The following is an 18,526-nucleotide window of genomic DNA, read 5'->3' on the forward strand; positions in this document are numbered from 1 at the left end:
TCGGCGAAGCTTCCTGCAGGCACCGAGATGTGCATGCCCGGCGATAACATCCAGCTGGAGATCACGCTGCACACGCCAGTCGCGATGGAGAAGGGGCTGCGCTTCGCTATCCGCGAAGGCGGACGCACCGTCGGAGCAGGCACCATCAGCGAGATCATCAAGTAAAGAACGTGCTTCACAAAGAAGTCTTTTAGTTTTAGCTGTTCAAGAATAACGAGGGCTGCCGGCAGGTGCAGAAGTTCATCACCGGCAGCTACTCCAAACGATCTTTGAAGCGTGAAAGAGACACACCATGGCTGGACAGAGAATCAGAATTCGTTTGAAGGCATATGACTACCGCGTGCTGGATACGTCGACCGGCGAGATCGTCGAGACGGCCAAGCGCACCGGAGCCCAGGTTGCGGGTCCCATTCCGCTGCCGACCATGAAGAACAAGTACTGCGTTCTTCGCTCGCCCCACGTGGACAAGAAGTCGCGCGAGGCCTTCGAGATCCGCACGCACAAGCGGCTGATCGACATCCTCGAGCCGACCCAGCAGACTGTGGACGCGCTGATGAAGCTCGATCTGCCTGCGGGCGTTGACGTAGAGATCAAGACGGTTCAGAAGTAAAGAATCTTTCAATAAAAGCTCTTTGTTTTCGGTTTAGATGCATCAACCCGGCAGTGCTGAGCTGAAGCATCAGCATGATGAGGAAAGGAAGCTCCAATGTCAGTAGTAGGAATTCTCGGAAAAAAAGTCGGCATGACGCAGATCTTCGACGAGCGCGGTGATATTCACCCTGTGACCGTCCTGAAGGCTGGCCCATGCGTGATCACCCAGCTCAAGACGCTCGCGAAGGACGGATACGAAGCCGCGCAGATTGGCTACGTCGACTTCGTGAAGGCTTCAAAGATCAATAAGGCGATGACTGGCCACTTTGCGAAGTCCAACGTTCCTCCGGTCAGGATGATCAAGGAAGTCGAGCTCGAAGCGGTGAAGACTGCTGAAGGCGAGGAGAAGGTCACGGCCAAGGCTGGCGATCGCATCCTGGTCGATATCTTCAACGACGAGCGTTTCGTCGACGTCATTGGCACCTCCAAGGGTCGCGGCTTTGCTGGCGTCATTCGCCGCCACGGCTTCGGCGGCGGTCCCAAGTCGCACGGCCATATGTTCCAGGTGCAGGGTTCGATCGGTGCTTCTTCGTTCCCCTCGCGCGTATTCCCCGGGCAGCGCATGCCGGGTCACATGGGCCACGCGCAGATCACGGTTCGCAACCTGCGTATTCGCGGTATCGATCTCGAAGACAACCTTCTGCTGGTTGAGGGCGCCGTGCCCGGCCCGCGTGATGGCTTCGTGCTGATCTCCAAGGCAAAGGCACCACCGCGTGAGCGTCGTGGATTTGCTGGCGCCGCAACGAAGGACGCTCTGAAGGCTTCCAAGAAGGCTGCACCGTCCAAGAAGAAATAAGTAGTCGATTGAAAAGGCTTGCAGCATGAAGCCGCAAACAAAGTTATGGCTCGCCGCATCGACGGCGAGCAAAGAGAGAGAAGAACGATGGCAAACATCAACGTAGTAAATCTTGCTGGAGCCAAGGTCGGAGAGTTTGAACTCGTCGACGAGGTCTTCGCGGCAGAGATCAACGACGGTCTCCTGTGGGAGTCGGTCAAGCACTACCGTGCTGCTCTTCGGCAGGGAACCGCTGCTACCAAGAACCGTAATCAGGTTTCGGGTGCAGGCAAGAAGCTTTGGAAGCAGAAGGGAACCGGCCGTGCGCGTGTTGGTTCGATTCGGACTCCGCTCTGGCGTGGTGGTGGTACGGTTCACGGACCGAAGCCGCGCAGCTACGAGTACGCCTTCCCGCAGAAGAAGCTGATGGGCGCGCTCCGCTCGGCGATCACGGCGAAGATCAACGATGGCAAGTTCACCATCGTCGACTCGTTCGAGGTTCCCGAGGCGAAGACCAAGCTCTTCCGCACCGCGCTCGACAAGCTCGAAGCGGGCAAGACGACTCTCCTGGTTGAGAGCAGCCGCAAGCTGGACGAGAAGCTCTACCTCGGCTCGCGCAATCTGCAGGGTGTGGAACTGGTTCTCAGCTCTGAGGTTCACCCGTACGACCTGCTCCGTTATGAGCACGCCGTCTTCTCGAAGGATGCCATCGAGGCTCTTCAGGAGACTCTCAAGAAGTTTGTATCCAAGCGCAGTAAAGCAACAGATGAGCGCAGCAAAGCCGCCGCGCAGAAGGAGGTTGCGTAATGCCAACTCTCTATACCGTCATTCGCCGCCCCCTCATCACTGAGAAGGGCATGACCGTCAAGGAGACGCAGAACACCCTGGTGTTCGAAGTCGCCCTGAAGGCCACCAAGACCGAAGTCAAGCAAGCTGTTGAAACACTCTTCAAGGTCAAAGTCACTGGTGTTCGCACCACGACCGTTGAGGGCAAGGAGCGCCGCCGGGGTAAGTTTGCCGGCTACCGCCCCGACTGGAAGAAGGCTTACGTTCGCTTGAAAGATGGCGAGAAGATGCCGGAGTACCTCAACAGCCTCTAAGCGAGATTGTTTCGCGAGTAACAGAATTCAGGACCGAAGCGCCGCTAAGCGATTAGCAGCGCGGGCAAGGGAATAAAGACGATGCCGATCAAATCATTTCGACCGATTACCCCATCACTCCGCTTCGCTACGAAGCTTGTCAACGATGACATCACGACGGACAAGCCGCACAAGCCGTTGCTCGGAGTCAAGCAGCGCACCGGCGGCCGCAATAACAACGGCGGTCTCACGATGCGTCACCACGGTGGCGGTCACAAGCAGAAGTTGCGCCTGATCGACTTCAAGCGCGACAAGTTCGGGATCCCCGGCACGGTTGCGACGGTTGAGTACGATCCTAACCGCAGCTCCCGTATCGCGCTGATCCACTACGCGGACGGCGAAAAGCGCTACATTATCCAGCCGATCGGTCTCACTGTCGGTCAGTCGATCATGAGCGGTCCAGAGGCCGATATCCTCGTCGGCAACGCTCTGCCGTTGAAGTTCATCCCGACCGGAACGATTGTGCATAACATCGAGCTTCGTCCGGGAAAGGGTGCACAGATGGCTCGTTCCGCTGGAGCCCAGGTCAACCTGATCGCGAAGGAAGGCGATTACGCTCTGCTGAAACTGCCTTCGGGCGAGACCCGCAAGGTTCTGGTTGAGTGCATGGCGACCATCGGCCAGGTTGGCAATACCGATCACGAGAACGTCACGATCGGTAAGGCGGGACGCAATCGCTGGAAGGGTATTCGCCCCTCCAACCGTGGTGTCTCGATGAACCCGGTCGATCACCCGCACGGTGGTGGTGAAGGTAAAACTTCGGGCGGTCGTCATCCTGTAACCCCCTGGGGTCAGCCGACTCGTGGATACAAGACCCGCAATAACAAGCGGACTGATGTGTTCATTGTGAAGCGTCGTACGAAGTAAAGAAAAAGCTTTTCAGCAAATAGTTTTTCGGTTTTAGTTCCGCAGCAAAGTGCAACACCAAGTCTCGCAAACAAGAGATTCGTCGTATCCAGCATCGCAACAAGAAAGTCGGAGCTTAGCAAATGTCACGTTCAGCGAAAAAAGGTCCTTTCATCGACGGTCACCTCATGAAGAAGATTGAGGGGATGAACCAGGTCAACGACAAGAAGGTACTGCGCACCTGGTCGCGCCGGTCCACGATTCACCCGGACTTCGTCGGCCACACCATTGCCGTGCACAACGGTCGCAAGTTCATTCCGGTCTATGTGACGGAGAACATGGTGGGTCACAAGCTTGGAGAGTTTTCGGCCACCCGCACGTTCAAGGGCCACTCCGCGCGCGCCGCTGAGACCTCCGCGAAGCCCAAATAAACCGGGCTGAGGCGTTTGCAGTTAGGTAGGACCGCGAGCCCGCGGCAATGGATAACGGGCAGCGAAGCAGAAGTTTTGAAGGACGAAGATTATGGCGAAGGCAGCAGAAAAAATCAGAGAGTTCCGCGCAGAAGCGAAGTTTCAGCGTACCAGCCCGCAGAAGGCGAAGCTTGTCCTGGATCTGATCAAGGGACTACGCGTCGAGCAGGCGCTCAATACCGTTCACTTCAGCACCAAGCGCATGGCGCCCGTGGTGGAGAAGGTTCTGCGTTCGGCGATCCAGAACGCGACTTACGTCTCGCAGGAGCAGGGGCTCGACGTCGATGTCGACAACCTCTACGTCCGCACCGCGATCGCGAACGAAGGTCCGCGCATGAAGCGCATCCGCCCTGCTCCAATGGGCCGCGCCTTCCGCTACCAGCGCAGGCTCGCACACATCATCGTCACCGTTGCTGAGAAGAAGTCGGCCACTGCGATCAGCGCAGCTGCCGATGCGACTCCAGCCCCGGCCGCGAAGAAGGGCACCAAGAAGGCAGCCAGCAAGACTGCGGCAAAACCCGCAGTCAAGAAGGCTGCCGCCAAGAAACCCGCAGCGAAAAAGGCCGCGAAGTAAGCCGGTTTCTTGTAAACTTAAAGTTTTGCACTACCGCCCACCGGCTCAACCGGAGAGGGCACGGAGTAAAGGGAAGCTATGGGACAGAAAGTCCATCCGTATGGGTTGCGCCTCGGCATCAACAAGCCGTGGAAGTCACGCTGGTTCGTGGAACGCGGCTATGACAAGCTGCTGGTCGAAGACGTCAAGCTCAAGGCTGAGCTGCGCGAGAAGCTGAAGGCGGCTGGTGTCAGCTCTGTTGAGGTCGAGCGCCCAGGCAACAAGCTGCGCCTGATCATCCGCACGGCGCGTCCGGGCATCATCATCGGCCGCAAGGGCGCCGAGATCGACAAGCTCAAGGCCGATATTCAGAAGCGCACCAGCCGCGAGGTCTTCATCGACATTCTCGAGGTCAATAAGCCCGAGCTCGACGCTCAGCTGGTTGCCGAGAACATCGCGCTGCAGCTTGAGAAGCGCGTCAGCTTCCGTCGCGCAATGCGCAAGTCGGTTGACTCGGCGCTCCGCTTTGGTTGCAAAGGCATCAAGGTCCGCGTCTCCGGTCGTCTGAACGGAAACGAGATCGCCCGCTCGGAGTGGTACCTCCAGGGCCGTCTGCCGCTGCACACGCTGCGTGCCGACATCGACTACGGTTTTGCCGAGGCGCACACCACCTACGGCATCATCGGCGTCAAGACCTGGGTCTATCGCGGCGATATCTACGAGCAGAAGAAGCGTCGCGACCAGGGTGTTACCACTGGCGCATTCGCAAGCTAAGTTTTTCCCGGCCTGGCCGGAGTTTCCGGGGAGCGCGTTGAACGTATCCCTGAAAGAGTGAAGAGGGTTTTCTTATGTTGATGCCAAAGAAGGTCAAGTTCCGCAAGCAGCAGCGCGGACGAATGAAGGGCAAAGCGTGGCGCGGCTCCGATCTCTCCTTCGGCGACTTCGGCCTGAAGGTGATGGAGTGCGGTTACATCACCGACCGCCAGATCGAAGCCAGCCGTATCGCGATGACGCGTTTCATCAAGCGTGGCGGCAAGGTCTGGCTCCGTCTGTTCCCGGACAAGCCGATCACGAAGAAGCCTGCCGAAACCCGTATGGGTAAAGGTAAGGGCGCTCCGGATCATTGGGTCTGCGTTGTTCGTCCGGGCCGCATTCTGTTCGAGATGGAAGGTGTCACGCCGGAGCTTGCCAAAGAGGCGATGCGTCTCGCGGCACACAAGCTTCCGCTCAAGACCAGCTTCGTCCAGCGCCATGATGTCAAGGCGACGGTCGTTACCAAGTAAAGGCGCGACCAAGTAAGACCGCGGTCAAGCAGCTTTAGCAATCTTTTAGTAGTTAGGAAAAGACAATGGAATTCGAAAAAATTCAGAACCTCAGTGACGATGAGCTCAAGAGCGAGCAGGCCAAGGCCGGCGAGCAGCTCTTCCGCATCCGCTTCCAGAAGAGCCTCGGCAACAACGAGGGCATCAAGAAGCTGCGGACGCTCAAGCTGGATGTCGCCCGCATCAAGACCGTCGAACGGCAGCGCACCCTGGCCGCCGAGAAGGCCGCCAACCCCGTCGTCGCCAACGTTGCGCCGGCCAAGAGCACTCGCACCGCCCGCAAGAAAGCGAAGAAGGACTAATCATGGCAGATACAACCAACACCGCAGCAGCAACTCCCGAAGCTCAGACCTCGCGTCGCAATGAGAAGGTGGGTCTGGTCGTCTCGACCAAGATGCAGAAGACGATCGTCGTCGAGATCGAGATGCGCAAGGCGCACCCCAAGTACAAGCGCGTGATGAAGTCGAACAAGAAGTTCTACGCGCACGACGAGCAGAACTCGGCCCGCGTGGGCGATGTGGTTCGCATTCGCGAGGCGCGTCCTCTGTCGAAACTCAAGCGCTGGTCGCTTGAGGAGATCGTTCGCCGCTCCTCGCTCGCGTTGGCGGAAGAGAAGTCTGCAGCCGCTGTCGCTGCCGAAGCTAAGTAGCTTTTAGCGTTTATCAAGTTCAAGCCTGGGGCATGAGCCCCGGCCGTGTCACCGCAGTAGATAGCCAGGAGAAGAACGATGTCAGTACAAATGAGAACAATGCTTGACGTAGCCGATAACTCTGGCGCGCGCAAGTTGCAGGTGATCCTGCCCCTCGGTGGTGGTCTCGGCAAGAAGGCAGGCCTGGGCGACGTCGTCACCGCAGCTGTCAAGGAAGCCTCTCCCGATGGCACCGTCAAGAAGGGGAAGGTCGTCAAGGCTGTGATCGTCCGTACGCGCAAGGAGTATCGCCGCCGCGATGGAACGTACATCCGCTTCGACCAGAACGCCGCTGTCGTCATCAACGATGCCAACGAGCCGGTCGGAACCCGCGTGTTTGGACCGGTTGCCCGTGAGCTTCGCGAGAAGAAGTTTTTGAAGATCGTCTCGCTCGCACCTGAGGTCATCTAGTTCACGTCGCGCAGCTTTTGCGCGGTGCCACAAAGTATTCGGAGTCCGGCTCCGAGGTTTCAAGATCGTCGAGAAGAGAGAGAGTTATGGCAGGCATCAAGATCAAGCGGAATGACAAGGTCGAAGTAATCGCAGGCAAGGATAAGGGCAAGCAGGGCCGAGTCCTTCGCGTCATCGCTGAAAAGAATCGCGTTCTGGTTGAAGGCGTGATGATGGTGAAGAAGCACGTGAAGCCGAATCCCCAGCGGAATATCAAGGGCGGCATCGCGGAGCAGGAGTCCACCATTCACGTCTCGAACGTGATGTTGCTCGATGGCGACGGGAAGAAGTCTCGCGTCGGATCGCGCTTTGAAGGCGACACTAAGGTACGCTTCGCGAAGACCAGCGGCGCCACGATCGCTGAGAAGAAGAAGTAAAGAAGATTTAGCAAAGTTTTTTTGTAGAGAAGTTCAAATCCTGTAGCAACGGTTCACCCCACGCATCGGTACACGGGCTCAAACCCAATCCGGCAACCGTGGAGAAAGCGAAGAAAAACATGGCAGCACGTCTGAAGCAGAAGTACGAGACCGAGATCAAGCAGGCGCTGGGCAAAGAGCTCAATATCACCAACGCCATGGCGATCCCGAAGCTCGAGAAGATCGTCATCAACATGGGTCTCGGCGAAGCCACCCAGAACGTCAAGATCATGGATCCCCTGGTGGCCGATCTTGCCGCCATTGCCGGTCAGAAGCCTGTGACCACCAAGGCCAAGAAGTCCATCGCAGCCTTCAAGGTGCGCGAGGGCATGCCCATCGGCGCGATGGTGACTCTGCGCGGCGACACCATGTACGAGTTTCTTGACCGCCTCATCTCGATCGCTCTTCCCCGCGTCCGCGACTTCCGCGGCGTCTCGTCGAAGAGCTTCGATGGCCGCGGCAACTACACCCTTGGCCTGCGCGATCAGCTGATCTTCGCTGAGATCGACTATGCCAAGGTCGACAAATTGAAGGGTATGAACGTCACCATCGTCACGACGGCGAAGGATGACAACGGTGCCCGCGCCCTGCTGAAGAGCTTTGGTATGCCCTTCCGCGTTGGAGCATAAAGAAAGATCAACCAAGTTTTCTTTTGAACTTGCACTAAAGATAGAGAGCAAAACACATGGCAACTACAGCAAAACGCGTCAAAGACGCAAGGAAACCGAAGTTCAAGTCTCGCCAGCACAACCGCTGCCAGCTCTGCGGTCGTCCCCGCGCCTTCCTGCGGAAGTTCGGCGTATGCCGTCTCTGCTTCCGCTCGCTCGCCCTCAAGGGAGAAATTCCGGGCGTTGTGAAGTCGAGCTGGTAGAATAAAAGGATCCGTGTGCGGCTCAGGTCGCGCACTTACTCCAGAGACCTCATCAGGGCGTCACGCTTATGGTGCAGAAGTCTGGACGTATCACCCGAAACAGACATCCCCGCTGGTTCTTACGAGAGATACTCGTGAGCGAACGGGGGATGAAGGAGAATGAATGAACCTCACAGATCCAGTAGCAGACTTTTTGACCCGCATCCGTAACTCCATCCGTGCGCGTCACCAGAAGCTCGACGTCCCCGCCTCCAAACTCAAGGCCGAGATCGCCCGCATCCTCAAAGAAGAGGGTTACATCGCGAACTACAAGCCGACCGAAGAGAATGGCATGAAGGTCATCCGCGTTTACCTGAAGTACGGCCCGAACAACGAGGCTGTCATCCGTGACCTGCAGCGTGTGTCGCGTCCCGGCTGCCGTGTGTATCTTGGCCGCGACGAGATTCGCCGCGTTCAGGGCGGTCTCGGCATCTCCATCATGACCACCCCCAAGGGTGTCATGACCGGCCGCCAGGCACGTCGCGAAGGTGTTGGCGGCGAGATCCTCTGCGAAGTCTGGTAAAGAAAAAGAAACAAAGTCTTTCCAGAATCTCAACTCTGGAAAGACTGCATTCGAGCCATCGGCTCATCGGCTGCAGTGGAACTTAGAAACCTTAAGGGACTCGCAAGCCACAAAGGGATTCGTTATGTCACGTATTGGTAAGAAGCCGATCGCTCTACCCGCCGGCGTCAAGTACACGGTCAGCGAGAACGGCAACACTGTAATGGTTGAAGGGCCCAAGGGCAAGGTCAGCGCGATGCTGCCTGGCGGCATCACTCTCGTCCAGAAGGATGGCCACCTGATCACCGAGCGCCAGACCGACAAGCAGGCGGCGTTTCACGGCCTCGCCCGCGCGCTGGTCTTCAACGCTGTCACCGGCGTCACCACCGGCTGGACCAAAGAGATCGACATCGTCGGCATCGGATACCGCGCCGAGCTGAAGGGGAAGAACATGGTGGTCTTCACCCTGGGCTACTCTCACCCCATCGAGTTTCCGCTGCCCACCGGCATCTCCGTTGAGATCGACCCCAAGCAGACTCACCTCACCGTCTCCGGCATCGACCGGCAGAAGGTGGGCCAGATCGCTGCCGACATGCGCTCTCTCCGCAAGCCCGACCCTTACAAGAACAAGGGCGTCCGCTACACCGGCGAGAAGCTGAAGAAGAAGGTCGGTAAGACCGGAGCCAAGTAACAGGGGGGAGGGTGTAGGGAATAGGGTGTAATAAGCACCGTCCTCTACACCCTGTGCCCTAAACCCTACACCCTGCATCACAAACCGAACGTCCTCAGCATTCTGAGTACGCCACTAGGAAGGAAAGTCAATCATGATCAATCCACGTCAGCGTAATGTGATCCGCCAGCGCGTTCACACCCGCATCCGCGAGAAGATGTCCGGTACCGCCGAGCGTCCACGCCTCAACGTCTATCGCTCGCTCAATCACATCTACACGCAGCTCATCGACGATCTCAACGGAGTCACCATTGCCTCTGCCTCCTCCATGGGCAAGAAGACCGAAGAGAAGAAGTACGGCGGAAACATCGCCGCGGCTGCCGAAGTCGGCAAGCTGATCGCCGAGCGCGCGAAGGAGAAGGGCATCAAAAAGATTGTGTTTGACCGTGGCGGCTATCTGTATCACGGCCGTGTGAAGGCTCTCGCCGATGCAGCCCGTGAAGCGGGTCTCGATTTCTAAGGTTCCCACGGCGCGCCTCGATTGGCCGCCAGAAAGCTGGATAAGACATTATGGCAATGAAGAAAAAAATCGATGCGAACCGCCTCAATCTGAAGGATGAGGTCGTTTCGATCAACCGCGTCACCAAGGTCGTCAAGGGCGGTAAGAATATGTCCTTCGCCGCGCTGGTCGTTATCGGCGACCCGGCGGAAGGCGTGGTCGGCTACGGCTCGGGCAAGGCCAAGGAAGTTCCCCAGGCGATCCGCAAGGGGATCGAGTCTGCCAAGAAGAATCTGCACAAGGTTAATCTGACCGAGAGCACGATTCCTCACCAGGTCCTCGGCCACTTCGGCGCAGGCCAGGTGATGCTCAAGCCCGCCCCGGAAGGTACTGGCGTCATCGCCGGCAAGACGGTTCGTGCTGTGATGACCGCCGCTGGTGTGCAGAACGTGCTGACCAAGAGCCTCGGCTCGGCGAACCCGCACAACGTCATCAAGGCTACGTTCGATGCTCTGATCCAGCTTCGCAACAAGGCCGAAGTCGCCGCCCTGCGCGGTAAGGCAGTGGAAGAGCTCTAAGCTCAACCCTGCTCCAACAAGATTCAAGGAGCTCTCTCATGGCTGACACCAACGCAATCGCCAAAATCAAGCTGCAGTACTTCCGTTCCAAGATCTGCACCCCGGTCAAGCACAAGCTCGTCATCAAGGGCCTAGGCTTTACCCGTCTCAACCAGATCGTCGAGCGCGAAGACACGCCATCCATTCGTGGCATGGTCGCAAAGGTTCCCCATCTCGTCCGCGTCGTCGACTAGTCGCCGAACCGGCATAACCGCACCAAACCCCGTAAGGGCTAACTCATAAGCGAGTCGGCGAAGAGCAGAAGCTGCTTCACCGGCGTTAAGCGAGGAAACAAATGGCAATCCGTAATCTCTCCAATCTCCGCGCCCCCAAGCGGGCGAACGAAAACAAGAAGCGTGTCGGCCGTGGTATGGGTTCGGGCATGGGTAAGACCTCCACCCGCGGCCACAAGGGTCAGGGCTCCCGCTCGGGTTCGTCCTTGATGCGTGGTTTTGAAGGCGGCCAGATGCCCCTTCACCGCCGTCTGCCCAAGCGCGGCTTCACCAACATCTTCCGTGTCGAGTACCAGGTCCTCGGCCTCGACCGCGTCGCCGAGATCGTTGCCGCTGAAAACGTCACCGAGTTCACCCTCGACAAGATCATCGAGCTTGGCCTTCTCCGTAAGAAGGGCGCTTTGATCAAAGTGTTGAATAACGGAGAGATCAAGACTGCCGTGACGGTTCACGCGCACAAGTTCTCGAAGACCGCCCAGGAGGCGATCGAAAAGGCCGGCGGCAAGGCCATCCTGATCGGCTAGGCAGCATTTAGAATGATTGGCAGGCGAGGGCAACCGCCCTCGCATCGCCGTTTCACCAGATCACCAGGTTTTACCCCGAGGTTCCCGCACCCGATGTTCGAGAAAATCGCAAACATCTTCAAAATCCCCGACCTCCGCAAACGCGTGTTGTTTACGCTTGGCATGTTGGCCGTATACCGCCTCGGCGGGCACATCCCCACCCCCGGCATCAACGCCGACATGCTCGCCCAGTTCTTCAATCAGAACTCCGGCTCAGCTCTCGGCCTGGTCGATCTCTTCTCCGGCGGAAACCTCCGCAAGCTCACCGTCTTCGCGCTCGGCATCATGCCGTACATCACGGCGTCGATCATCTTCCAGCTGCTCACGGTCATCTATGAGCCTCTGGCGAAGCTGCAGAAGGAAGGCGAACTCGGCCGCCGCAAGATCACCCAGTGGACGCGTTACGTTACGGTTCTGCTTGGCATCGTGCAGTCGTTTGCCATCGCGCTGACGCTCACCAATACCAGCACCGGGCAGACGATGGTCACCATCTCCCGCGCCGCTTTCATCCCGCTTTGCGTCATTACTCTCACCGCCGGCACTGCATTCATCATGTGGCTGGGGGAACAGATCACCGAGCGCGGCATCGGCAATGGCATGAGCCTGCTCATCTTCGCTGGTATCGTCGTCGGCTTGCCCAAAGGCATTGAGAATCTCTACGAGAAGGTACGTGACAACGCCTGGGGAGCGCTGACTCCCATCGCTGTCGCCTTCCTGATCGTGGGCATGATCGCCGTCGTCGCCTTCATCGTCTTCGTGGAGCGCTCCGAGCGTCGCATTCCGGTCCAGTACGCCAAGCGCATCGTTGGCCGCAAGATGATGGGTGGCCAGTCGACACACCTCCCGCTCAAGGTCAACTCCGGCGGTGTGATGCCGGTCATCTTCGCCAGCTCCATCCTGTCGGCTCCTCTGCTCTTCTCCGGCGCTCACATCTTCGGCTACTCTCTGCAGGACTCCTCCTTCTTTGGTCCGATCCTGCGTGCTCTGGCTCCCGGCGAGCCGTGGTACGAACTGCTGCAGATGGTCGCGATCATCTTCTTCGCCTACTTCTACATCTCGATCGTCTTCCGTCCAGACGATATCGCCGACAACATGCGCAAGTACGGCGGCTTTATCCCCGGAATTCGTCCCGGCAAGCGCACTGCCGACTTCATCAATGATGTGCTGACACGCATCACCCTTGTCGGCGCGCTCTATCTCATCATCATCACCATCATTCCGCAGCTGCTCATCAGCGGAATCCACTTCAACCATCTCTGGCTCATCGGCTCGGTCTTTGATCGGCTGCCGACCTGGATGACCAACGGCCTCGGCGTCAACTTCTACTTCGGCGGTACCAGCCTGCTGATCGTTGTCGGCGTAGCCATGGACACGGTCCAGCAGATCGAATCGCAGCTCATCATGCGTCACTATGACGGCTTCACTCCCAAGAGTGGCCGAATCCGTGGCCGCAAGAGCTGGTAGGGAAGTTAGCCCGTTGACTACAAGCACCGCATCCGAACCCGAGACGGCCCCGGCAGAGAAGAACTTCCTGCCCGGGCCGGTCCTCCTTTTAGGCGCTCCCGGCGTTGGCAAGGGCACGCAGGCGAAGGCGCTGATGGCCGCTTACGGTATCCCGCAGATCTCCACCGGCGACATCCTCCGCTGGAACATCTCCAACGGTACGCCACTCGGCAAGGCGGCGAAGACTCTCGTCGATCAGGGCACCCTCGTCTCTGACGAACTCGTCAACCAGATGGTCGCCGACCGACTAAAACAGCCTGATACGCGGCGTGGCTTTATTCTTGATGGGTTTCCACGGACGCTGAATCAAGCGAACTGGCTCGATGCGCAGTTGACCTCTGATGCCGGCACTCTGCCCGTGGTCGCGATCAGCATCGTCGTCGAGTACGAGCAGCTGCTCCATCGCATCACCGGCCGTAGGATCTGTGGAACGGACCACATCTATAACATCTATTCGAATCCACCTGCTGTTCCAGGCATCTGTGATGTTGATGGTTCCGCTCTGATCCAGCGTCCCGATGATTCCGAGGCTGTCTTCACGGAACGCATGAAGACTTTTGAAGCCCAGACCGCTCCTGTGATTGAACACTATCGGAAGCAGGGCCGCTTCGAAATAGTAGACGGGGACCGCCCAGTCGAAGAAGTGACTGCCGGAATCGTGTCCGCTCTTAAACGTCTTCGCAACGATTCGAACCAGTAGCCCCGAGACAAAGCTGCCCTATGGCCATCATGATCAAAACGGCGCAGGAGATCGAGAAGATGCGGATCTCCGGCAAGGCTCTCCGCCAGGTTCATAACGCAATCGCGCCCCATGTTGTTCCTGGCGCGTCGACGATGGATCTCGAGGAGATTGCCGTAAAAAAGATCGCCGAGCTGGGCGCCATTGCAGCCTTCAAGGGATACCACGGCTTTCCCGCGGCTCTGTGCACCTCGGTCAACAACGAGGTCGTCCACGGCATGCCCAACGCCAAGCGCATCCTCGCCGAAGGCGATATTCTCTCTATCGACTGCGGAGTTATCATCGACGGCTTTTACTCGGACGCCGCCGTGACCTACCCGATCGGCAAGGTGAGCGCTGGGACGACAAAGCTTCTCGAAGTGACAAAGGCCTCCCTCGAGAAGGCGATCGAGCAGTGCCAGGTTGGCGGGCGGTTGGGCGATATCTCCGCCGCCGTCCAGGAACTCTGTGAAGCGGAGGGTTTTGGGGTCGTCCGGGAGTTTGTCGGGCACGGGATTGGCCGCGCCATGCACGAAGACCCGCAGGTTCCGAACTTTGGCGCTGCCGGCAAGGGACCGAGGTTGAAGGCGGGCATGGTGCTCGCCATCGAGCCTATGATCAACGCCGGCGGGCCCGAAGTGCGGGTTTTGAAGGATGGCTGGACGGCGGTGACCATTGACGGCAGCTACAGCGCCCACTTTGAGCACACCGTCGCCCTCACGAAAGATGGCCCCTTGGTGCTTACCCGCTAGGTAAATCGACCCCTTTTGGGGTACTATAAGAGATGCGGTGTGCGCAAGTGTGTCGCATGGTAACTCTGGTTGAGGAAAACGCTCAACTCAAAGAAGAAGTTATGGAAACGAAAGGGGTTCGCCCCTTGACCTTCCAAAGGAGATCGTTTGTCGAAGGAAGATGCAATTGAAGTGATGGCGGTGGTCGTCGAGACCCTGCCGAATGCGATGTTCAAGGTCGAGCTTGAGAACAAGCACCAGGCCCTTGCACACGTCTCCGGACGTATGCGCAAAAACTTCATTCGTATCCTCCCCGGCGACCGCGTCGCGATTGAGCTCAGTCCGTACGATCTCAACCGCGGCCGCATTGTCTACCGCTACAAGTAGACAACGGCTACGGGGCCCATCCCGTCTCCAATCATGGGTTGCTCAAGCGCATTTGCACTTGGGATAGTTCAGGGTTTTTGACCCTGGCGTTCAGGCTGCACGTCAAAAGGAGTTTCGTCTCCTCGAGATGCGTACTCTGGTTGCCGGTTTCACGTTGCAATCAAAGAAGGGAATCACAATGAAGGTCCGTGCCTCAGTAAAGAAGATGTGTGACAAGTGCAAGGTTATTCACCGCCGCGGTGTTGTGCGTGTTATCTGCGAGAACGCAAAGCACAAGCAGCGTCAGGGATAAAAAAGACCGCAAGGTCTGTGTTTTTCGATTCCAGCATCACCGGCCCCGCCGGGCTAGTTAGCCGAAGTCAAGGCTTGCGTTGAACCCGACGGACTCAGCCGTAAACAAGAAACCCCGCTCCCGTGGCGAAGCTACGGAGCTCAACCGAAAAGGAACCCCATGGCACGTATTGCTGGAGTCGATGTCCCTAATAACAAACAGGTGCGCATCGGTCTCACCTACATCTTCGGAATCGGCGACTCTCGCGCCGCCAAGATCCTCGTGAAGGCGGATGTCGATCCCGTCGCGAAGGTCGGCACGCTCGACGAGGACGCGCTGAACCGCATCCGTCAGGTCATTGAAGCCGAGGGCCAGATCGAAGGCGATCTCCGCAAGGACATCTCGCTCAACATCAAGCGCCTGATCGAAATTCAGTCCTACCGTGGCCTCCGCCATCGCCGCAGCCTTCCTGTCCGTGGCCAGCGTACCCACACCAACGCTCGCACCCGCAAAGGCCCACGCAAGGGAACCGTTGCCGGTAAGAAGAAAGCGACGAAATAAGACATGGCGAAGACACAGAATACGAAGGGTGCAGCAAAGCCCGGCAAGAATAAGAAGTTCAAGAAGCGCGAGCGGAAGAATGTTCCATTTGGCCTCGTCTTTATTCAGGCTTCGTTCAACAACACCATCGTCACCATCACCGACCAGGTCGGCAATACGCTGAGCTGGAAGTCGTCCGGTTCGCTTGGCTTCCGAGGCTCCCGCAAGGGAACCCCGTTTGCCGCGCAGCAGGCCGCCGTCGGTGCAGCCAACGCAGCCCGCGACCACGGTGTCCGCTCGGTCGATGTGCGCGTCTCCGGTCCCGGCTCTGGCCGTGAGTCCGCGATCCGCGCTCTCGCCACCACCGGCATCGAGGTTCGCAGCATCCGCGACGTTACGCCGATGCCGCACAACGGTTGTCGTCCGCCGAAGCGCCGCCGCGTTTGATCTGTGGCACTTTTGATGAAGTCCGAATGCGAGCGCTGTAATACGGCTCTCAATGCAGACGGAGTAGCCTTCATCTGCAGTTATGAGTGCAGCTTCTGTGCAACATGCGCTCAGGTTATGAATGCAATCTGTCCCAACTGCGGCGGTGAGCTTGTTCTCAGGCCCCGCCGCAGGCAAGACGTTACAACAACTGGATCGTGAAGAAGCGCTGCCCGCGCGTAAAGCGATCGTCACCCGAAGTCAGGAGTTATAAAAATGGCACGTTATACCGGACCCGTCTGCCGCCTCTGCCGCCGCGACGGCACCAAACTCTTTCTCAAGGGAACCAAATGCTTCTCTGAAAAATGCCCGGTCGAGAAGCGCAACTTTCCCCCAGGCCAGCACGGCCAGTCCCGCAAAGTGAAGAAGGTCGTCGGCTACGGTCTGCAGCTCCGCGAGAAGCAGAAGGCCAAGCGCATCTACTTCACCCTCGAGACCCAGTTCCGCGCCTACTACCAGAAGGCTTCGAACAAGACCGGCGTCACTGGCGAGCTTCTGCTCCAGCAGCTTGAGACCCGCCTCGACAACGTCGCCTACCGCCTCGGCTTCGCCATGAGCCGCCGCCAGGCCCGTCAGGTCGTTCGTCACGGCCACCTCCAGGTCAACGGCCGCAAGGTCAACATCCCGTCCTTCCAGGTCAAGGTTGGCGATGAGATCGCGATTCGCGAGGGCTCGAAGGCTCTGGTCATGCTCGAAGAGGCCAAGAACTTTGCCGCCGGTCAAAATCAGGTTCAGTGGCTCGACATCAACCGCGACAATCTCTCCGGCAAGGTCATCGCTCTGCCGAAGCGCGAAGACGTCAACCTGCCCGTCAACGAGCAGCTGATAGTCGAACTCTACAGCAAGTAACCGCTGTAGTTACATATAAGATTCGTCATTTGGCAGCGCGACAAAGAACATTGTATTTGTTCCTTGTCACGCTACAAATGCGAAAGCAACACAACAAACGAACTCGCAACAGGAACACCCCGCCATCTCGCAGAATGCATCGCGAGTGAGCCGGAAAAGGAGAAACACATGCTTTGGAGAGGTTTTCAAAAGCCCAAGCGTCTCGCAGTCGACACCGAAACACTCACCGAAAAGTACGGCAAGTTCTCCGCGCAGCCCTTTGAGCGCGGCTTCGGTACCACCATCGGCAACGCCCTTCGCCGGACGTTACTTTCCTCTATCGAGGGTGCCGCAGTAACCGCCGTTCGCATCGAAGGTGTCCTGCACGAGTTCCAGTCCATCACTGGTGTTGTAGAAGATGCGACCGACATCATCCTGAACCTCAAGCAGATTCCGTTTAAGCTTGCCGGCGAAGGCCCCAAGGCTCTCTACCTCCGTGCCGACCAGGCCGGCGTCATCACCTCCGGCATGATCGAAGCTGACGGCGACGTTGAGATCCTCGACAAGAACGTCTATATCTGCACCGTCTCCGAAGGCGGCAAGATCGACATGGAGATGCGTCTCAAGCGCGGCCGCGGCTACATCTCTGCCGACAAGAACTTCGACGGCGACCTCGGCCTCGGCTTCATTCCGGTCGACTCCGTTCACTCTCCCGTTCGCAAGGTCAACTACCTCGTTGAGGCAGCCCGTCTCGGTCAGATCACCGACTACGACAAGCTCACCATCGAGATCTGGACCAACGGGACCGTGCTCCCCGCAGACGCGCTTGGCCTCTCCGCCAAGTTGCTGAAGGACCACATGACCATCTTCATCAACTTTGAAGAGGAGATGGAAGCTGGTCACGACGGCAGCCACGACGGCCCGGCCCTGCGCAACGAGAACCTCAACCGTTCGGTAGAAGAGCTTGAGCTCTCCGTCCGCAGCTACAACTGCCTCAAGAACGCCAACATCGCCACCATCGGCGAACTCATCCAGAAGACCGAAGCCGAGATGCTGAAGACCAAGAACTTCGGCCGCAAGTCCCTGAATGAGATCAAAGAGATCCTCGCGCAGATGGGCCTGTCCCTCGGCATGAAGATCGACGAGAACGGCAACCCGCAGCCCGGACCCACCTCCGTTCTGCCCGCAGCCACTCTCGCCGCCAGCTTCGGCAACTTTGATGACGATGATGACGAAGATGAAGATGAGGACGAAGACCTCGACCTCGTCGGCAGTGAGCCAGAGAACTTCTAGAAGCAGGGTGCAGGGAACAGGGAGTAGGGTGTAGCAACAACCAACCACCCACTCTCTTTTCCCCGCAACCCAGGATTGAAATGGCAGAGTCGTATCAAGATCTTTTGGTTTGGCAGCGAGCAATTCAGATGAGCTTAGCCATCTATCGCTTGTCCGCTGGTTTCCCGAAGGAAGAGTTGTTCGGTATCACCAGCTAGATTCGCCGCGCAGGCGTATCGGTTGCAAGCAACATCGCAGAAGGCTATGGCCGCATGTCCAAAGGCGAGTACAAGCAGTTTCTCGGTATGGCGCGCGGCTCAAACTTGGAAGCACAAACGCAGTTAGTTATAGCAAGGGAACTAGGTTACGGAAATCCGCAAACGCTAAAAGAATCCGAAGATCTTTCTATTGAGGTCGGCAAGATGTTAACCGCCATGCTCAAGAAACTCTAGCTTCCGAAATGTTTGCACGCTACACCCTCCACCC

At 57.9% G+C, this 18,526-nt stretch carries 33 protein-coding genes; all 33 read left to right on the top strand.

What is annotated here, in order from left to right:
• Window positions 1-165: EF-Tu C-terminal domain-related protein (locus HDF09_RS17200; RefSeq protein ID WP_455685161.1), on the top strand; the 165-nt coding region annotated here is incomplete at its 5' end.
• A gap of 127 nt (window positions 166-292) precedes the next feature.
• Window positions 293-610, top strand: a complete 318-nt coding sequence (gene rpsJ, locus HDF09_RS17205; RefSeq protein ID WP_013581294.1) for a 30S ribosomal protein S10 — start codon at window positions 293-295, stop codon at window positions 608-610.
• A gap of 96 nt (window positions 611-706) precedes the next feature.
• Entirely contained in the window at window positions 707-1,447 is a 741-nt protein-coding gene (gene rplC, locus HDF09_RS17210; protein WP_183768676.1) for a 50S ribosomal protein L3, read from the top strand.
• A gap of 87 nt (window positions 1,448-1,534) precedes the next feature.
• Entirely contained in the window at window positions 1,535-2,233 is a 699-nt protein-coding gene (gene rplD / locus HDF09_RS17215; RefSeq protein ID WP_183768678.1) for a 50S ribosomal protein L4, read from the top strand.
• A complete protein-coding gene (locus tag HDF09_RS17220; RefSeq protein WP_183768680.1) occupies window positions 2,233-2,526 on the top strand; it encodes a 50S ribosomal protein L23 in 294 nt (97 codons plus the stop codon). Before rplD ends, HDF09_RS17220 begins: the two co-directional genes overlap by 1 nt.
• A gap of 81 nt (window positions 2,527-2,607) precedes the next feature.
• Window positions 2,608-3,432, top strand: coding sequence for a 50S ribosomal protein L2 (gene rplB / locus HDF09_RS17225; protein ID WP_183768682.1), 825 nt, complete (start codon window positions 2,608-2,610; stop codon window positions 3,430-3,432).
• Window positions 3,433-3,554: 122 nt separating this feature from the next.
• Window positions 3,555-3,842 carry a 30S ribosomal protein S19 gene (rpsS, locus tag HDF09_RS17230; protein ID WP_183768684.1) on the top strand — a complete coding sequence of 96 codons (288 nt, stop codon included), beginning with the start codon at window positions 3,555-3,557 and terminating at the stop codon, window positions 3,840-3,842.
• 91 nt (window positions 3,843-3,933) lie between these two features.
• Window positions 3,934-4,455, top strand: coding sequence for a 50S ribosomal protein L22 (gene rplV / locus HDF09_RS17235; protein WP_183768691.1), 522 nt, complete (start codon window positions 3,934-3,936; stop codon window positions 4,453-4,455).
• Window positions 4,456-4,533: 78 nt separating this feature from the next.
• Window positions 4,534-5,208: a 30S ribosomal protein S3 gene (gene rpsC, locus HDF09_RS17240; protein WP_158943402.1), complete on the top strand. Its 675-nt coding sequence runs from the start codon at window positions 4,534-4,536 to the stop codon at window positions 5,206-5,208.
• Window positions 5,209-5,282: 74 nt separating this feature from the next.
• Window positions 5,283-5,717: a 50S ribosomal protein L16 gene (gene rplP, locus HDF09_RS17245; protein ID WP_183768693.1), complete on the top strand. Its 435-nt coding sequence runs from the start codon at window positions 5,283-5,285 to the stop codon at window positions 5,715-5,717.
• A gap of 65 nt (window positions 5,718-5,782) precedes the next feature.
• Window positions 5,783-6,058, top strand: coding sequence for a 50S ribosomal protein L29 (gene rpmC / locus HDF09_RS17250; RefSeq protein ID WP_183768695.1), 276 nt, complete (start codon window positions 5,783-5,785; stop codon window positions 6,056-6,058).
• Between the two features lie 2 nt (window positions 6,059-6,060).
• A complete protein-coding gene (gene rpsQ / locus HDF09_RS17255; RefSeq protein ID WP_179636960.1) occupies window positions 6,061-6,405 on the top strand; it encodes a 30S ribosomal protein S17 in 345 nt (114 codons plus the stop codon).
• A gap of 78 nt (window positions 6,406-6,483) precedes the next feature.
• Window positions 6,484-6,855: a 50S ribosomal protein L14 gene (gene rplN / locus HDF09_RS17260; RefSeq protein WP_158790617.1), complete on the top strand. Its 372-nt coding sequence runs from the start codon at window positions 6,484-6,486 to the stop codon at window positions 6,853-6,855.
• A gap of 86 nt (window positions 6,856-6,941) precedes the next feature.
• The gene (gene rplX, locus HDF09_RS17265; protein WP_221270196.1) at window positions 6,942-7,271 is read left to right on the top strand and encodes a 50S ribosomal protein L24; all 330 of its coding nucleotides are present in this window, start codon (window positions 6,942-6,944) and stop codon (window positions 7,269-7,271) included.
• A gap of 119 nt (window positions 7,272-7,390) precedes the next feature.
• Window positions 7,391-7,939 carry a 50S ribosomal protein L5 gene (gene rplE / locus HDF09_RS17270; protein ID WP_158790619.1) on the top strand — a complete coding sequence of 183 codons (549 nt, stop codon included), beginning with the start codon at window positions 7,391-7,393 and terminating at the stop codon, window positions 7,937-7,939.
• Between the two features lie 56 nt (window positions 7,940-7,995).
• On the top strand, window positions 7,996-8,181 hold the full coding sequence (locus HDF09_RS17275; RefSeq protein WP_020715220.1) for a type Z 30S ribosomal protein S14: 186 nt from the start codon (window positions 7,996-7,998) through the stop codon (window positions 8,179-8,181).
• Between the two features lie 163 nt (window positions 8,182-8,344).
• Entirely contained in the window at window positions 8,345-8,743 is a 399-nt protein-coding gene (gene rpsH / locus HDF09_RS17280) for a 30S ribosomal protein S8 (protein ID WP_158790620.1), read from the top strand.
• Between the two features lie 124 nt (window positions 8,744-8,867).
• Window positions 8,868-9,413 carry a 50S ribosomal protein L6 gene (gene rplF, locus HDF09_RS17285; protein ID WP_183768697.1) on the top strand — a complete coding sequence of 182 codons (546 nt, stop codon included), beginning with the start codon at window positions 8,868-8,870 and terminating at the stop codon, window positions 9,411-9,413.
• A gap of 133 nt (window positions 9,414-9,546) precedes the next feature.
• Window positions 9,547-9,912, top strand: coding sequence for a 50S ribosomal protein L18 (gene rplR / locus HDF09_RS17290; protein WP_179636966.1), 366 nt, complete (start codon window positions 9,547-9,549; stop codon window positions 9,910-9,912).
• Window positions 9,913-9,962: 50 nt separating this feature from the next.
• A complete protein-coding gene (gene rpsE / locus HDF09_RS17295; protein ID WP_218884479.1) occupies window positions 9,963-10,469 on the top strand; it encodes a 30S ribosomal protein S5 in 507 nt (168 codons plus the stop codon).
• A 38-nt stretch (window positions 10,470-10,507) separates the two neighbouring features.
• Window positions 10,508-10,702 carry a 50S ribosomal protein L30 gene (gene rpmD, locus HDF09_RS17300; RefSeq protein ID WP_158943424.1) on the top strand — a complete coding sequence of 65 codons (195 nt, stop codon included), beginning with the start codon at window positions 10,508-10,510 and terminating at the stop codon, window positions 10,700-10,702.
• A gap of 101 nt (window positions 10,703-10,803) precedes the next feature.
• Complete coding sequence (rplO, locus tag HDF09_RS17305; RefSeq protein ID WP_179585620.1) at window positions 10,804-11,265, top strand: 50S ribosomal protein L15; 462 nt, start codon at window positions 10,804-10,806, stop codon at window positions 11,263-11,265.
• Window positions 11,266-11,358: 93 nt separating this feature from the next.
• Window positions 11,359-12,768 (top strand): preprotein translocase subunit SecY, encoded by a 1,410-nt coding sequence (secY, locus tag HDF09_RS17310; RefSeq protein ID WP_183768698.1) that lies wholly within the window; start codon window positions 11,359-11,361, stop codon window positions 12,766-12,768.
• A 13-nt stretch (window positions 12,769-12,781) separates the two neighbouring features.
• A complete protein-coding gene (locus HDF09_RS17315) occupies window positions 12,782-13,507 on the top strand; it encodes an adenylate kinase (RefSeq protein WP_260181615.1) in 726 nt (241 codons plus the stop codon).
• A 20-nt stretch (window positions 13,508-13,527) separates the two neighbouring features.
• Window positions 13,528-14,277 (top strand): type I methionyl aminopeptidase, encoded by a 750-nt coding sequence (gene map / locus HDF09_RS17320; protein WP_183768700.1) that lies wholly within the window; start codon window positions 13,528-13,530, stop codon window positions 14,275-14,277.
• 147 nt (window positions 14,278-14,424) lie between these two features.
• Window positions 14,425-14,643 carry a translation initiation factor IF-1 gene (infA, locus tag HDF09_RS17325; protein ID WP_013581270.1) on the top strand — a complete coding sequence of 73 codons (219 nt, stop codon included), beginning with the start codon at window positions 14,425-14,427 and terminating at the stop codon, window positions 14,641-14,643.
• A 178-nt stretch (window positions 14,644-14,821) separates the two neighbouring features.
• The gene (gene rpmJ / locus HDF09_RS17330; protein WP_158790629.1) at window positions 14,822-14,935 is read left to right on the top strand and encodes a 50S ribosomal protein L36; all 114 of its coding nucleotides are present in this window, start codon (window positions 14,822-14,824) and stop codon (window positions 14,933-14,935) included.
• Window positions 14,936-15,094: 159 nt separating this feature from the next.
• Entirely contained in the window at window positions 15,095-15,475 is a 381-nt protein-coding gene (rpsM, locus tag HDF09_RS17335) for a 30S ribosomal protein S13 (RefSeq protein WP_183768702.1), read from the top strand.
• A 3-nt stretch (window positions 15,476-15,478) separates the two neighbouring features.
• Window positions 15,479-15,901, top strand: a complete 423-nt coding sequence (gene rpsK / locus HDF09_RS17340; protein WP_179585612.1) for a 30S ribosomal protein S11 — start codon at window positions 15,479-15,481, stop codon at window positions 15,899-15,901.
• A 15-nt stretch (window positions 15,902-15,916) separates the two neighbouring features.
• Window positions 15,917-16,102 carry a DUF1272 domain-containing protein gene (locus HDF09_RS21395; RefSeq protein ID WP_406705053.1) on the top strand — a complete coding sequence of 62 codons (186 nt, stop codon included), beginning with the start codon at window positions 15,917-15,919 and terminating at the stop codon, window positions 16,100-16,102.
• A 54-nt stretch (window positions 16,103-16,156) separates the two neighbouring features.
• The gene (rpsD, locus tag HDF09_RS17350; protein ID WP_179585608.1) at window positions 16,157-16,789 is read left to right on the top strand and encodes a 30S ribosomal protein S4; all 633 of its coding nucleotides are present in this window, start codon (window positions 16,157-16,159) and stop codon (window positions 16,787-16,789) included.
• A 168-nt stretch (window positions 16,790-16,957) separates the two neighbouring features.
• Window positions 16,958-18,061 carry a DNA-directed RNA polymerase subunit alpha gene (locus HDF09_RS17355; RefSeq protein ID WP_179585606.1) on the top strand — a complete coding sequence of 368 codons (1,104 nt, stop codon included), beginning with the start codon at window positions 16,958-16,960 and terminating at the stop codon, window positions 18,059-18,061.
• A gap of 197 nt (window positions 18,062-18,258) precedes the next feature.
• Window positions 18,259-18,492 (top strand): four helix bundle protein, encoded by a 234-nt coding sequence (locus tag HDF09_RS17360; protein WP_433985137.1) that lies wholly within the window; start codon window positions 18,259-18,261, stop codon window positions 18,490-18,492.
• Window positions 18,493-18,526: the final 34 nt, after the last annotated feature.

Origin of the sequence: Edaphobacter lichenicola (assembly GCF_014201315.1) — a bacterium.
In the GTDB taxonomy this organism is placed as follows: Bacteria; Acidobacteriota; Terriglobia; order Terriglobales; family Acidobacteriaceae; genus Edaphobacter; species Edaphobacter lichenicola_B.